General features: G+C 49.9%; 10 protein-coding genes and 2 pseudogenes. 6 read left to right on the top strand and 6 right to left on the bottom strand.

Going from position 1 to position 13187, the window contains the following annotated elements; genetic code table 11:
• Window positions 1-23 precede the first annotated feature (23 nt).
• Window positions 24-1217, bottom strand: a complete 1194-nt coding sequence (locus DMB82_RS16075) for a multidrug efflux MFS transporter (RefSeq protein WP_102118252.1) — start codon at window positions 1215-1217, stop codon at window positions 24-26.
• Window positions 1218-1635: 418 nt separating this feature from the next.
• On the opposite strand from DMB82_RS16075, the gene azuC reads away from it, so the two are divergent.
• The gene (azuC, locus tag DMB82_RS20815) at window positions 1636-1692 is read left to right on the top strand and encodes a stress response protein AzuC (protein ID WP_125176151.1); all 57 of its coding nucleotides are present in this window, start codon (window positions 1636-1638) and stop codon (window positions 1690-1692) included.
• A gap of 122 nt (window positions 1693-1814) precedes the next feature.
• Here the strand turns inward: azuC and DMB82_RS16070 are convergent, their stop codons facing one another.
• From DMB82_RS16070 to DMB82_RS16060, 3 genes are all read right to left on the bottom strand, one after another.
• Entirely contained in the window at window positions 1815-3680 is a 1866-nt protein-coding gene (locus DMB82_RS16070) for an Svx/AvrXca family virulence/avirulence protein (RefSeq protein ID WP_102118253.1), read from the bottom strand.
• Window positions 3681-3864: 184 nt separating this feature from the next.
• Complete coding sequence (locus tag DMB82_RS16065) at window positions 3865-5181, bottom strand: purine-cytosine permease family protein (protein WP_116164913.1); 1317 nt, start codon at window positions 5179-5181, stop codon at window positions 3865-3867.
• Between the two features lie 14 nt (window positions 5182-5195).
• A complete protein-coding gene (locus DMB82_RS16060) occupies window positions 5196-5885 on the bottom strand; it encodes a helix-turn-helix transcriptional regulator (protein WP_116164915.1) in 690 nt (229 codons plus the stop codon).
• Window positions 5886-6423: 538 nt separating this feature from the next.
• Here DMB82_RS16060 and DMB82_RS16055 point away from each other — a divergent pair.
• The 3 genes from DMB82_RS16055 to DMB82_RS16045 all read left to right on the top strand — a co-directional run bounded on the left by DMB82_RS16055 (window position 6424) and on the right by DMB82_RS16045 (window position 9733).
• Window positions 6424-7317, top strand: a complete 894-nt coding sequence (locus DMB82_RS16055; RefSeq protein ID WP_116164917.1) for a LysR family transcriptional regulator — start codon at window positions 6424-6426, stop codon at window positions 7315-7317.
• A gap of 147 nt (window positions 7318-7464) precedes the next feature.
• Window positions 7465-8391 (top strand): AEC family transporter, encoded by a 927-nt coding sequence (locus DMB82_RS16050; protein WP_116164919.1) that lies wholly within the window; start codon window positions 7465-7467, stop codon window positions 8389-8391.
• 310 nt (window positions 8392-8701) lie between these two features.
• Window positions 8702-9733: a methyltransferase gene (locus DMB82_RS16045; protein WP_116164921.1), complete on the top strand. Its 1032-nt coding sequence runs from the start codon at window positions 8702-8704 to the stop codon at window positions 9731-9733.
• Window positions 9734-10640: 907 nt separating this feature from the next.
• On the opposite strand, the gene DMB82_RS16040 is transcribed toward DMB82_RS16045, so the two are convergent.
• Window positions 10641-11657: a zinc-dependent alcohol dehydrogenase family protein gene (locus DMB82_RS16040; protein ID WP_102118401.1), complete on the bottom strand. Its 1017-nt coding sequence runs from the start codon at window positions 11655-11657 to the stop codon at window positions 10641-10643.
• Between the two features lie 85 nt (window positions 11658-11742).
• Here DMB82_RS16040 and DMB82_RS16035 point away from each other — a divergent pair, with 85 nt between their 5' ends.
• Window positions 11743-12648, top strand: a complete 906-nt coding sequence (locus tag DMB82_RS16035) for a LysR family transcriptional regulator (RefSeq protein ID WP_102118400.1) — start codon at window positions 11743-11745, stop codon at window positions 12646-12648.
• A 70-nt stretch (window positions 12649-12718) separates the two neighbouring features.
• On the opposite strand, the pseudogene DMB82_RS16030 reads toward DMB82_RS16035, so the two are convergent.
• Window positions 12719-12823 (bottom strand): annotated as a pseudogene (locus DMB82_RS16030) (helix-turn-helix domain-containing protein); the annotation flags it as partial.
• A gap of 18 nt (window positions 12824-12841) precedes the next feature.
• Between DMB82_RS16030 and DMB82_RS16025 the strand changes: the two are divergent.
• Window positions 12842-12934 (top strand): annotated as a pseudogene (locus DMB82_RS16025) (helix-turn-helix domain-containing protein); the annotation flags it as partial.
• Between the last annotated feature and the right edge of the window lie 253 nt (window positions 12935-13187).

The following is a 13187-nucleotide window of genomic DNA, read 5'->3' as shown; positions in this document are numbered from 1 at the left end:
AATATCAATTGCTGACCGGGGCGTTATCCTTTTCCGCGCGGTTTCCTGAAGGCGAAAAAGAGTTGGATTGTGTTACACAGCACCAGAAAGGCGGTGATGACGAAAACCCAGCGGAATCCCATCAGGGCGGATACGCCGGAACCCACCAGCGGCCCCAGTACGTTGCCCAGATACATGAATGACTGGTTATAGCCGAAGATGCGACCCGTCACCTGTTGACTGCTGTATTTGACCAGCAGTGCCTGCACGGTTGGCATCAGTGCGCCATCGGCAAAGCCCAGCAGAAAGCGCAGGATGCCGAGCTGTGTAGGGCTTTGTACCATCGCCATGACCAGGAACAGCAGCACGCTGATTGCCAGTGCGGCGATCAGGACGCGATGTGCGCCGATCCGGTCGCCTAACCGGCCAAGCCGCGGTGCGGATAACAGGGCGGACACGCCGGGAATGGCCGCAATCACGCCGCTGATAAAAGCAATATTGTCGGTGCCGGGAACCAGATCGCGGATGAATAGGGTCAGGATCGGGCTGATAGAGCCGTTCGCCATCTGGATCATCATCGTCGTAATGAACAGACAGATGATGAGCGCCGGATACGGCAGCGAAGCGAAGACGGCTTTTCCGCTGAGTCGATTCTCTTTGGTGACCTTAACCACGCTCTCTTTAATTGCGAAAAGCGTAATCAGGAAGCTGATAAACAACAAGCCACCGGTGATGAAAAAGACGATGCGTAGCCCGATATAATCGGCCATAAAGCCGCCGAATAAGGGGCCGAGAATAACGCCAGCGATCTGCCCAGTCGATAGCATTCCCAGCGCCCAGCCGCTTTTTTCACGTGGAACCTGTGAGGCGATCAGCGCCATTGCGTTGGGAATGTACCCAGAGGTCAGCCCCATGAGCGAGCGCAGGATGAACAGTTGCCATACGTTGGTCGCCAGCCCCTGCAATGACATCACGATAGCCATGCCGAGTGCGGCGCGCAGCAGCATGAGCTTTCGGCCTTTACGATCGGCGAGGCTTCCCCACAGTGGCGCAACGGCGGCTGAGATGAGAAAAGACGAGCTGAAGATCAAGCCGGACCACAGGCTCAGCGACTCGTGCGAGTGAACGCCAAGCTGCTCAATGTACAGCGGCAAGAAGGGTAATATCTGGCTCATGGCCAGCCCGGTGAAAAAGCATCCCAGCCAGGCAGAGAAGAGGTTAAGTTTCCAGGTTTCCATGGGGGTAGGAATGGGCCTTCGTCAGCGAATAACCAATGGCGAAACCGTGGTGACTGCGCGTGAAAAGTGTGCTAACCGACAGTGAATGGCGCTCAGTTAATAACGGACAGTGACTAAAATTTCGTCTTTCATCATGAGCATAGCATAGCTAGCGGCGTATTGGTCACTGAGGATAATGATTCGCAACAAAAGAAAATCAGCGTGGGTATAAGTTGGATTGGGGGAGGACCAGTGAATTTTATTGTGTGACTTGCATCACAAAAAATGTGCTTTTGCTCAACAAGCGTGTACAATTCCCCCCCATCAAGCGGGGCGCTGCCATTAAGACAAGTCATCGCTAAACAGTCATTCCATCGCTTAGTTAAACAATAAGTTAAGTAAAACCAAGGTGAAAAAAGTGCGTAACTTCTTTAAAAAAATGCTGGCGGCTTACCTGAATACTTATAAAGACGTGCCGCCCGGCGCACTGTTCTAAGAGTCTGTGCTATGCATCGTATGAAACAGGCCGCCAATAGGGCGGCCTGTTTATTTATGGGGCCGACTTATTTTGAGAGCCACGTAACGTGGTTCTGAGTCGGTTCCCTTTTTGTGGTGATATTACTTCGTGCTGTAGACCGGAACGGCCGTTACTTCTGGAACGGCTTCGGTCAGGTAAGCACCGGCTTCGCTGCTTCTGACTTCATTTTCATCAATAAAGCCATAGAACACGCCCTGCGACGCGGAAGCACCGCGAATTTCCGCATCGCCACGCATTTGCGCATTGCCTGACAGCACAATGCCGCGCTCAAACGCACCCGGCCCCATGAAGACGGTATGCAGACGCGCGTTATCGCGCACGATGGTATTACCCTGCATCACCGTCAGGCCGCTGACAACGGCGCGTCCTTCCACTGTCCCGCTCAGAATCGTTGCACGATCTTCAATTCTGGCGTTATCTCTCACCGTCCCGCCGATGACGCGAGCGTAAGGCCCGACGTAGGCGGTAGGGGCAACATTGGCTGCGTTGGATACCCAGCCGCCGCCGTTGGCGTGACGGGAACCGTTAGCGGTTGGATTCGGTGCACCAGGCTGGCTGCCTTCCGGCCAGACGCCGGTGAAATCAGCCATCCACGGGTAGCGGTAAAGGGAATAGTAAGCCTGATCCCACTTGATCTTCTGCATTTGCGACGGTGTGCCCATGACCACCATGTAAATGCCGCGATCGTCCTGACGAATCGTGAAATTTTTCACCGTGGCAGACGCGCCGCGCTGCAATTCACTGTAGCGAGAAACGCCGTCCGAACCGATAGCGACAATCCCCCAACGCCAGTCGGAATTCGGCTGCGGCATGGTGGCCGGATCGTTTTTCAGCCCAGGGAAGCGGGTGATGGCCGATTTACTCTGCACCATACCACGGAATTTAACGGTGATTTTCGTCGCACCGCTTTCTGGGATAAGTTTGACGATGTTGTAGCCTAACTGCTGCGGAGCCTGATCGAACGGTACGGAGAAGCGGCGAAGGCTGGCGCTGGCACCGACAACCGGTTCAAGCTCTGTGGTTCTCAGCAAACGGTCAGCGTTATTCTGGTTGGGTTGCACCGCGCCATAGCTGCCGTATGTTGAGCGGTAAAAACGGCCACGGTCGAAACCGTCGGGATCGATGTAATCCCAGTTGACGTTGTGCATTGCCCAGTCGCCGAAGACGTCGTTGAATTCAGACTGGCTCCAGCCCATGTTGGTACGCAGAACGGACAATGGATCGGCAGTTGACTGGCCGCTTTCGCCCCATTTCGGCGCTTTTGCCCACATATCGTTGATGGCACCATAGCCAAAGCGATTCTTCAGGTATTCCATAAACTGCCAGTTGCAGTAGCGGTTACGCGTTGAACCCAGATAAATATGCGAGTAGTTGACCTGCATTTCCGAACAGTGTGCCGACGTACCGCGGAATTCATCCATCTGGTGCGTCATCCAGTTCGCGTGGGATTCCCAAATCCAGCCAACGTAGTTATCGCCTGAACTCTGGAAGCCGCCAGTTTGCCCTTGCAGCGCATGGGTAAATTCGTGCGCCAGCCCCCAGTTATCCTTGAGTGACGCAGGGCCAATCCACATTCCCATGCTGCCACCACCCGCAACTCCCCCGCTGAGCCCAAAGGTCGGGTCGATGTGAATATTGGCTTTATATTTCACGGTCTGTTTGCAATAAGGCTCGGGGAACTCAATTTGTTTAATAAACTTATCCCAAATTTGTTCCAGTTTCTGCCCTGCGGCTACCGCATCATTGCGGTTAACGTCGTTATTATTCCAGCGGAAGGCAAAGTGCTCAGTCTGGTATTTCACGGAAGGCATATCGGTGATGGAATTATCCACCTGCCAGTTTCCCGCGACACAAGCCTCAGCGGCGTTTGCCGTATTGACCATCAATGCGCCACTTAAAACGAGTAGACAGTTTAGTGGCGTGAGAAGTGTTTTTATTTTTGGCATAAATCCTTTTCCTAGCATGACTATTGCTAATCAGCCTTATTATTTCACGAGAGAGAATTTCTCGTAGATAGATAAGGCCCCATCCCAAGGCCATCATGGCCTATTTTTTCTTAAGTAAAAAACTATCGACCTCTGTAAGAAGAGGCCGATAGGATTATAGATTAATTTTATCTTGTTACCTATTTCATTTTAAATTTTGGTTATGCTTTAGTTTCCTAAAATAAACGTGATTATTGATGTGATGCTGTATTACCCAATAAAGCAGACTGGCGGCCATTAACGAATTAAACGCGGGTACGCCCCACTCAAAGGCTAATCCGACGATGGCACCGACAGTGCTGGCAATAATAGCCGGCCAGCCAATCAACGGTGTTTGTGCGCTGTCGGGTAATTGGCCTTCGGCACGGCTGGTTTCGAGCAATGTCTTGTGGGTGCGCAAAATATAATAATCAACCAGCATCACCCCGATAATCGGTGGGAACAGCACGCCTAATAGCGTCAGGAAATCGATAAAGCGGTCCAGAATACCGGCAACTGAAAGCAGTGTGCCGATGAGCCCAATCACTAGCGTGATTGAGACATAGCGTAATTTCTTCCCCGTGACGCCCTCTATGGCATTGGCGATTCCCAAAGAGGAGGAATAAAGGTTGATATCGTTCACCCTCAGTGTCGAAAATATCACGGCAATCAGCCCGATGCCGCCCGCCGCCTGAGACATGATCGTCACAACGTCTGCGGTATTGAGCGCACGGGCAATAATGATGGCGAGGCCATTTACCACAAATTCCCCGACGATAATTGACAGCATCGTCATCCAGAAAACGTGTTTTCCTTTTTGGGAATAGCGCGTCATATCGGGAGTAATCAAACTCGCGACGATACAGCCGCCTACGACCATCGTCGCGCCAGCGCTAATGGAAATGGCTTCACCGTTAGGTGCGGAGGCGATCAGTTCAGCAATATTGTGGCCGGAGAGCGTCATGATCGAGATATAGCCGACGACGATGACAAACATCGGCACGGCGATTTTGGCCGTAAAGCGTAACGCCCTGAAACCAAAGGCAACCAGCAGCGTTAGCGCAATGCCGGACAGGGCAGCAGACCAGCCAAAACCGAGCTTATCCGCCATCGCAAAGTTGAGCGCCTTGGCGAATACGGCGTTCTGGAGGCCGAACCAGCCGATGAGGCTAACGGCGATCACCAGCCCAATCAGGACGGAACCAATACGGCCAAAGCCGCACCAGCGTGCGAGCAGGCTGCCCGACATGCCTTCTTTCATTCCTGCGTAGCCCAGCCCCACGGTCACCACGCCAAAAATGGCGCTGCCAATAAAGATGGCGAGGAATGCCTGGCCCAGCGTCATTGAATGGCCGAGCACCGCACCTAACATAAACTGGTCTAGCGCAGTTAACATGCCGATGTGCACTAATGCCACATTTAAAAAAGGCAGCCGGACACTCAGCGGAACGCGGCTGACCGGGTAGTCATCTATTTTTTCCATGTAAATAGGTTCTCTTATATAAATTGAATGCCTTTCTCGATGAGAGAGTTAGGAATATAACCGTCTACACCAAGATTCCGACAAAATTCTTCAAATTGAGGTAGAGAGTGCGTGTCGGTTTTTTGGTACATGTTATAGACTCTGTTCTCTATTGTTTTTGGTGATACGTTCATTTTTCGGGCAATTTCCTTATTTGAAAAACGCTGCAATAACAGAAATATAATGTCGAGTTCTGCCGGTGTAAAAACATCGGTAGAGAGTTCCGTTTGTAATACGGTGGGTTTTTGCTGATTAATATAGATCAAGGGAGAACGCGAATCTAACTGTCTGGCACTCCACATGGTTCCAATACAGATCTTGTTTTTATCAAAAATAGGAATTTTTTCACTAATGCAAGGTGTGAGAGTTTTTTTGCCATACCAGTAATGTGTTTCGATTACCGTCACCCGTTGTTCACTATTTCCTGCCAATCTGTCGTGTTCTTTTAAATCATCTGAGAGTTCCGCCCAACTGGCCGGGAATTCGTCATCAAATCGGCCCTCGATATCAAATCTCTCTGGTGTACTGGTATAAAAATAGGCCGCCTTGTTCATGTAAATATGCCGCGATGATAAATCCTTAATACCCCATGGCTCGCTTAAACACTCCATCATAGTAATCAGATTATGAATGTAGTCAGTCGTGTTTTCCGCTGCTGGTGACATACAGCTCTCCTTGATGGGTATTAATTAAATGAATGTTGATATTCGCTTTGGTTAATATTTTATTGATCATTATTATCTTGCTAATTTATTGAGTTGCAAAATATTCGCTTATCATTATTATTTTTTTCAGGCAAGGGTGTTTTTCACCTTTTATGGTTTTCTATTCTTGTGCTATAATTTAAAGCCACGACGTTCTACGCTAATTATATGTCGATAGCGTCACAAAATTAAGCAAATATTCGCCGCACCAGGGAAATAATACCGAATCCTGTAAGGGATGGTATTTGGTCTTACATCAAAAAATAAAAAATACATTATTTACACGTTACTCACTGATTATTCAGCGTTTTTATATCGTTAATTCTTCTGTGTCCCGTCAGGGTGCAGAGCCTCGCCCAGTTTATGTCAGCGAAACGTATCACTGTTTCGCTGGCGTATCTCTCCCGTTCATCTCCTCCGCCTACGTATGTTGCAACCTATGCAAAAAGGCGACATTGTGACTGCTTACGCTGTTTTTCTCTATCGGAGAGTCGATCGAATGTCGTTAAAAGCCTTACGCACGTTGGTTGCGATTGCTCAGTATGGATCGTTTGCCCGTGCGGCTGAAGCTGTGTGTCTGACGCAATCGGCCGTCAGTCTGCATGTCCGCAGCCTGGAAGAAGACTTCAAGGTGTCGCTTTTCGATCGCTCACGTCGCATTCCGGTACTCACCGAAGCCGGACATCGCGCAGTGGAGCTGGCGCGGGATATCCTTGCGCAGTATGACGGTATCGCCGCCGAGTTAGGCGAGGGTGGGGAACTGGCCGGACGCCTGCGAATTGGCGCGATCCAGACTGCGCTGGCTGGCGTTTTGCCCGCCGCGCTGGCCGCATTGCGTCGCGCTCATCCACGCCTGCGTGTTCTGGTGAATTCGGGGATGTCGGCAGAGCTGGCCATTCGTATTGATGCTGGCGAACTGGACGCTGCCGTGACCACTGAGCCGGTAAAACCTTACCCAACTGGTCTGGTGAGTACGCCGCTCTATCAGGAAGGATTCTGGATTATTGCACCACCGGCGCTGGCGTCTCGGGATGTCAGACAGCTCCTGCAAGATCATCCTTTCATTCGTTTTGATCGCCGCGCCTGGGCTGGACGAACTATCGATCGTGAGCTCCGTCGCCAGCGGCTGCGGGTAAAAACTGATATGGAGCTGGACAGTCAGGATGCGATTATGCAGATGGTTACCTGCGGGCTTGGCGTGGCGATTATTCCGCTGTCCGAGCGGGAAACGAGTCGCCTGACTCATCTGACATGCCTTCCGTTCGCCGATCCTCAACAGCAGCGCCGCGTTGTGTTGCTGGAGCGTGAAGATCGCCCTGCGGGACGTCTTGCTGCGGCACTGGCTGAAGCCATTCGAACGCAGGCGGATGAGGATGCGATTCATGAGAAATAATTGACTTAATGTCGAGTTAATCTCGTTTTTTTCTCATCAGAAGTCCCGCTATGGTAGTGCCTGTTTCGTCACTTTCAGGTACTGACTCATGGTGTCCAACCCGCAATCCTTCCCGCTTTCACCTTCTGCGCCGTGGCGTGTCAGTTTATGATCGTCTCGCTCCTGCTGGCGCTGTTGCCTATCGCGCTACTGATCGTGCTGGGATCGTGGTTACGTCAACGTGCTTTTCTGACGGCGGCGTTTTGGCCACAGGCTGAAAGGCTGGGTTATTACATTCTACTTCCCGCACTATTTCTGCATGGGCTGGCGACGGCGCGTCTGGATGGCGTGCCGGTAACAGCGATGATCCTGACGCTGGTGTGTTCGACGGTGGCCGTTGCTGTCGGGTTGGTCGCGGTGCGTCGCTTTTTTCTCGTTGATGATGCAGCGTTTACCTCGATATTTCAGGGCGGCGTCCGTTTTAATAACTACGTTGGCGTGTCTGCCGCTGCTGGGCTATTTGGTGCACACGGTGTGGCGCTTGCCGCCGTCGCGAACGCGGCAATTGTGCCGACGGTCAATATTCTCTGTGTTTTGATCTTCGCCCGCTACGGCAATGCTGGGACGCTGTCATTCAAGAATACCGTGCGGTTGCTGGCGCTAAACCCGCTGGTAGTGGCCTGTGCGATTGGCATTACTTTGCAGATTACCGAGTTAGGTTTGCCGCCGGGGATTGAGCCGGTAATGAAATCATTGGGACAGGCGTCGCTGCCGCTGGGGTTGTTGTGTGTAGGCGCTGCGCTGGATTTCTCTGCCACGCGTAGCTGGCTGCGCCCTGTCGTGATGGCATCATGCGCGAAATTTGTTGCTATGCCGCTGGTGACGATTGTTGCCTGCCACCTCTTTAGTCTGTCAGGCCCAGCAGCAATTGCTGCACTGCTGTTTCAGGCGCTGCCGACGGCATCGTCGTCTTACATCATGGCTCGTCAGTTAGGTGGTGATGCACCGTTGATGGCGGGTATCATTGCGGTTCAGACACTGGTAGCGGGCGTCGCGCTGCCGCTGGCAGTCCTTGGGCTGAGTGGCCTACTGTAAATTCCTCGGATGTTCTTTTTGTAACAATGATTTGTTAACGACATGGTGATCGGTTCTTTTCTATCTGATTATATTCTAAATGAATTAATCCTTGCGTTGAAATAACAATAATAATTCGTATGGTTATCATTAAATCATGACGTTTTAATTCCTTATTCCTTCTGACCGGATGGTAGATGGCTGATTACCGTTCGGTCAAACGGATGATATGTTTTTAGCCTGATTTCAGCATACTTTGCGTATCGGCATAAATGACGATCTAGCTCGTAAACGCATCCTCACTATGAAATCAGAGAATAAAGGGAAATATATGAATTCCGCTGAGCATATTAGAAGTATTTCAGAAATTATGATGATGCCTTTGGCCGCAAAAGCATTATGCGTTGCAGCGGAAATAGGGATAGCAGATAAAATAGGGGAGCAGGGGACAACCATCGCTGAATTGTCAAAGGACTGTCAGGCGAGTGAAAAGAACATTTTTGATATTATCAAGGTGCTTGAGGTCTTTGGCTTTTTTGAAGTGAAAAATGGAAGTGTTATTAAAAATAATGCACGTTCTGCGCTGCTGATGTCGGATAACATCAGCTCAATGAAGCATTTCTGTATGCTGTTCGGTAATGAATACTATCAGGGGTTTGATGGACTATTGCATACGAGTCGTACAGGGGAGTCGGGGTTTAAGCAGGTCTTTGGGCTGACATTATATGATCATCTGGCGCACTCCGCATCACGAGCAGACATTTACGATCTTGCCATGCGGGATTTATCTCGCCCGGTGGGATATGTGCTGGCGAAAGAATATGCATCTCTTTTTAAAACGGCTGGCAGCGTTGTTGATATTGGCGGTGGTAGCGGTGTTATTCTGACTGAGCTGATAAAGCAGTATCATCATTTAACGGGTTGTCTTTTCGACATGACCGGCGTCTGCAATCGAAGCGAAAAGCGTGTCGCACAGCACTATCCTGAATTGAAAGAAAGAATGGCCTTCACTCCCGGCAGTTTCTTTGAGGCAATTCCTTCTGGTTATGACGTCTATTTGCTTAAAAATATATTGCATAACTGGAACGACGCATTCTGCCTGAAAATATTAAAAGCCATCGCGCAATCAATTGGGCATTCGACGCTATTAATCATCGAACCTTTGCTGGATCATGAAGAATCCTCACCAAGGTTATTGATGAATGCGCTTTTTCAATCCGTTATCTGCCAGGATGGCACGCGATACAGAACGTTGAAAGATATGGAAAATATTCTGAAGTTAAGTGGATTAATCATCGTTGGTACAAAGAAAATAACCACTGGCCATACGGTCGTTGAGATTAAATTAAACGCGGCGGCGTAGGGTTGAATACCGTGGGTGCTCTTTTTTTCTACTTTTTCCTCATGCTGAACTAACGAACACTGTTATTAAAGCCATGTTATTAAAAACAGTATTGACACCGTTTTTAAAATGCGTAGATTGGAATTACAGCAGTAAAGTTTCAGCTTGCTGTGATGTTAAAGACATCGAATGTGTTCTTTAATAAATATTTTGCGATACAGGTCACGAAATATTTTTGTATGGGGAGTCGATGTTGAGAAGAATTCATACTCTCACATCGATGATGTTTTAAGGCCACGTAGTCAGTATCGACAATCGCAAAAATGGGGTGAAAGCGCGATGATGTAAGGCCATGATTTTGTTATTTTTGGTTGCGATTACGTGTTGGTTTAGTGATGTGAATAATATCGCAACGGAAGTAAGGCCACGCATCAAAGAGTCTATATCGCGCAGGGGGATGTACTTGTTGACCTGCCATATCTTTGAATGGTGATAAGGTTGGCAGAGTGTTTAAATCAGTAAATATAGGGAGGTTTAGTTAATTTTAGTGCCCAATATTATCTGTTATAAACGTGTACATTTGAAGCTGTACCGATAGTAGTAAGATGTTATTAAGTCAATGAATGTTAAATCTTAAATCTGCAGTACCCTAAAAGCCCTGGCTAATATAGTCAGGGCTTTTATCATTTGGCGTGTTGCGATATCAAGCCGTTATTTCAGGTGTTTCTGCAACTCGAGGATTCTCGAATCATCGGGTCGATCTGGCGATGCGAACGGAGCAAACAGGATGGTAAGTGACAGATGCCACACCTACTCTCAGGTGTGGCATAGCGTGTTATTGTGCGCGAACTCGCACGCCCGCAAAAACAATCACCATTGCTGATACCAGCAATAATTCGCCGTCCGGTTTCATTATGGTGATTCACTGTCAGTTATTGACCACTATTTTTCCAAAAACGTTGCGTGTCATCAGCCGCTCGAACGCGAGTTTTGCATCGTCGAATGCGAAACGGCTGTCGATGATGGGGTGGATATTATGTTCGGTAATGAATCGCACCAGATCTTCGAGGTCTTGGCGGCTGCCTAGCGCGATGCACTGGTAGTGAGCGTGGCTCCTGAACATAGACATGAATTCGATCGTTCCTTGCAAGCCAGCCACTACACCCACTATTGATACCTGTCCTCCCACTGCGATGGCCTTGATCGACTGTTCAAATGTGCCTGGGCCGCCGACTTCCACGATGCGGTTCACTCCGTACCCATCAGTCAACTCTCGAACCTGCTGAGACCATTCTGGATGCTCTTTATAATTGATCGCTTCGTCTGCGCCCAAGGCTTTGAGTTGCTCGGCTTTTGTGTCGCTGGACGTGGTGGCAATGACTCTGGCCCCCATCGCTTTCGCCAGTTGGACGGCAAACAGCGACACACCACCAGTTCCCAGAGTAAGTACTGTGTCGCCCGCTTTCACACCTTTAATGGCAGACCATGCTGTGACGCCTGCACAAGGCAGCGTAGCGGCGGCGTCGAAATCCAGGCTGTCTGGAATCGAGATCAATGAATCAGCTGCCACCGTACGATAGTCCGCAAGCCAACCGTCTACATCTCCAGAGTATTGTGAGTACTTTCCAGTAAAGGGGCCATCGATCCACTCTGGGAAGAATGAGTTGGTAACCCGGTCACCTATTTTGAATCGGGTGACACCCTGCCCGACGGCTACAACCTCGCCAGCACCATCTGAAAGCGGAATGCGGCCTGCTGGGATGGAGATATTGTAATTGCCCTCCAGAATGATCAGGTCCCGGTAGTTCAATGAAGACGCCCGCACGTGCACAAGAACTTCGCCGGGCGCTGGCGTGGGAATAGGCGCTGGACGAACGGATAGGCCAGAAATGCCGATGGTTTCATTGATGCTAAAAGCGCGAGATTGTTTAGTTTTTTTCGTCATGAAAATATCCTCGATAGTTGAGGTCTCTATTGTTCATCAGCAAACAGATCTTGAGAATCCACCTCCAACTGCTCATACTGTGTAGATGAACTACACAATTGGTCGAAATGATCTGGATGGCGTGGTGGTGTTTCTGGCAGTTGCTGAGGAGCGCGGCTTTCGCGCGGCTGCCAGACGTCTGGGGATTACCCCATCCGCCGTTAGTCAGGCAATCCGCGCTTTTGAAGGTCGTATCGGAGTGACTTTGCTGGCACGTACGACGCGGAGCGTCGGACTGACTGAAGCTGGGGAAAGGTTGCTACTGCAAGTTCGGCCAGCAGCACAGCAGTTGCTCAACGGAATAGAGTCCGCTCGCAGTCTGGGGCACTCAGTTACTGGACTATTGCGCATCAGCGTTCCCAGAGCGAGTGTCCAGCTACTAACCGAGCGTTTTGTTGCGGGATTCCTTGTTGAGCATCCCCAACTGCAACTGGAGTTCGTCGGAGACGATCGCTTGGTAGATATTGTGGCTGAGGGGTGTGATGCTGGGGTACGGCCTCGGTCATTTGTGCATGCGGACATGGTAGCTGTGCCGCTCACTCGTGAAGAGCCGCAAGTGGTGGTTGGTTCACCTGCATTTCTGGCGCGCTACGGGCGTCCAGCAAGACCGGAAGACATCCAAAACGTTCCCTGTATCACGTTCCGACAGGCAGGAATCTTGCTCGACGAATGGGTATTCAATGTTGATGGAGAGCGACGTAGCATCCACGTCAGCGGAGCATTAATTCTTGACGACGTTGCCGCCAGTGTCCACGCTGCAGAGCAAGGGGTAGGGTTGTTCAGGCTCCCACGCTCTATCGTCGCACGCAACATCCATGCAGGAACGCTTGAAGTTATTCTCAGCAATTTCTCGCAGAAGTTTCCTGGATTAGCACTCTACTACCCCAGCCGGAGTACTGTTCTTCCAAAACTGCGCGCTTTTGTGGATTACGTATTAGCTCATAAGATCTGATAAGGCTCCACTTTACTACGAGCCAGAAAGAATCAGTTTCCCGCACCATCTTGCTTATATCTGGTTACCCATCCAGCGTGAGCGCCAGATTTCCCAGCGTGACCCCTTTGGCAATGCGTGCTTCACGTAATGCCTTGATAACGATTTGATATTCTTCAGAGTAAACAGAATCCATCGATTTAACCCCATAGATAATTTCTTAACAATACATTGGCCCAAAGGCGAGAGGTTAATTGCTTGCGCATTGGGAAAGCGGCCTGAGGAGATCTGGCCGTCACGCTATTAGAGTATGAGACCGAATCATGGGGAAGGGGAGGCGGGATAACGCGCTTGTAGAGAATCGAACGGTATTCGATGAAGAGTCCACACGCCAGAAACGAAAAACCCCCGCCAAAGGCGAGGGTTAAGAATTAGTGGTGCCGGATTTGGGATCATTCAGCTTTCTATTAAGTTGAAATGTAGCATAAATTTTAATCGACCTTGTTGTCAAGACCCATGATTTGACCATGTTTTCATAGATAAATCAGAATGATGGGGCA

This window comes from Pectobacterium aquaticum (assembly GCF_003382565.3).
Lineage (GTDB): Bacteria > Pseudomonadota > Gammaproteobacteria > Enterobacterales > Enterobacteriaceae > Pectobacterium > Pectobacterium aquaticum.
This window is presented reverse-complemented; position numbering and strand designations above follow the sequence as displayed.

What these genes read in the sequence shown, in the direction of transcription:
- DMB82_RS16075 (WP_102118252.1), bottom strand. Translation starts at nt 1,217, where the DNA reads ATGGAAACCTGGAAACTTAACCTCTTCTCTGCCTGGCTGGGATGCTTT.
- DMB82_RS16055 (WP_116164917.1), top strand. Translation starts at nt 6,424, where the DNA reads ATGTCGTTAAAAGCCTTACGCACGTTGGTTGCGATTGCTCAGTATGGA.
- DMB82_RS16060 (WP_116164915.1), bottom strand. Translation starts at nt 5,885, where the DNA reads ATGTCACCAGCAGCGGAAAACACGACTGACTACATTCATAATCTGATT.
- DMB82_RS16045 (WP_116164921.1), top strand. Translation starts at nt 8,702, where the DNA reads ATGAATTCCGCTGAGCATATTAGAAGTATTTCAGAAATTATGATGATG.
- DMB82_RS16050 (WP_116164919.1), top strand. Translation starts at nt 7,465, where the DNA reads ATGATCGTCTCGCTCCTGCTGGCGCTGTTGCCTATCGCGCTACTGATC.
- DMB82_RS16040 (WP_102118401.1), bottom strand. Translation starts at nt 11,657, where the DNA reads ATGACGAAAAAAACTAAACAATCTCGCGCTTTTAGCATCAATGAAACC.
- DMB82_RS16070 (WP_102118253.1), bottom strand. Translation starts at nt 3,680, where the DNA reads ATGCCAAAAATAAAAACACTTCTCACGCCACTAAACTGTCTACTCGTT.
- DMB82_RS16035 (WP_102118400.1), top strand. Translation starts at nt 11,743, where the DNA reads ATGAACTACACAATTGGTCGAAATGATCTGGATGGCGTGGTGGTGTTT.
- DMB82_RS16065 (WP_116164913.1), bottom strand. Translation starts at nt 5,181, where the DNA reads ATGGAAAAAATAGATGACTACCCGGTCAGCCGCGTTCCGCTGAGTGTC.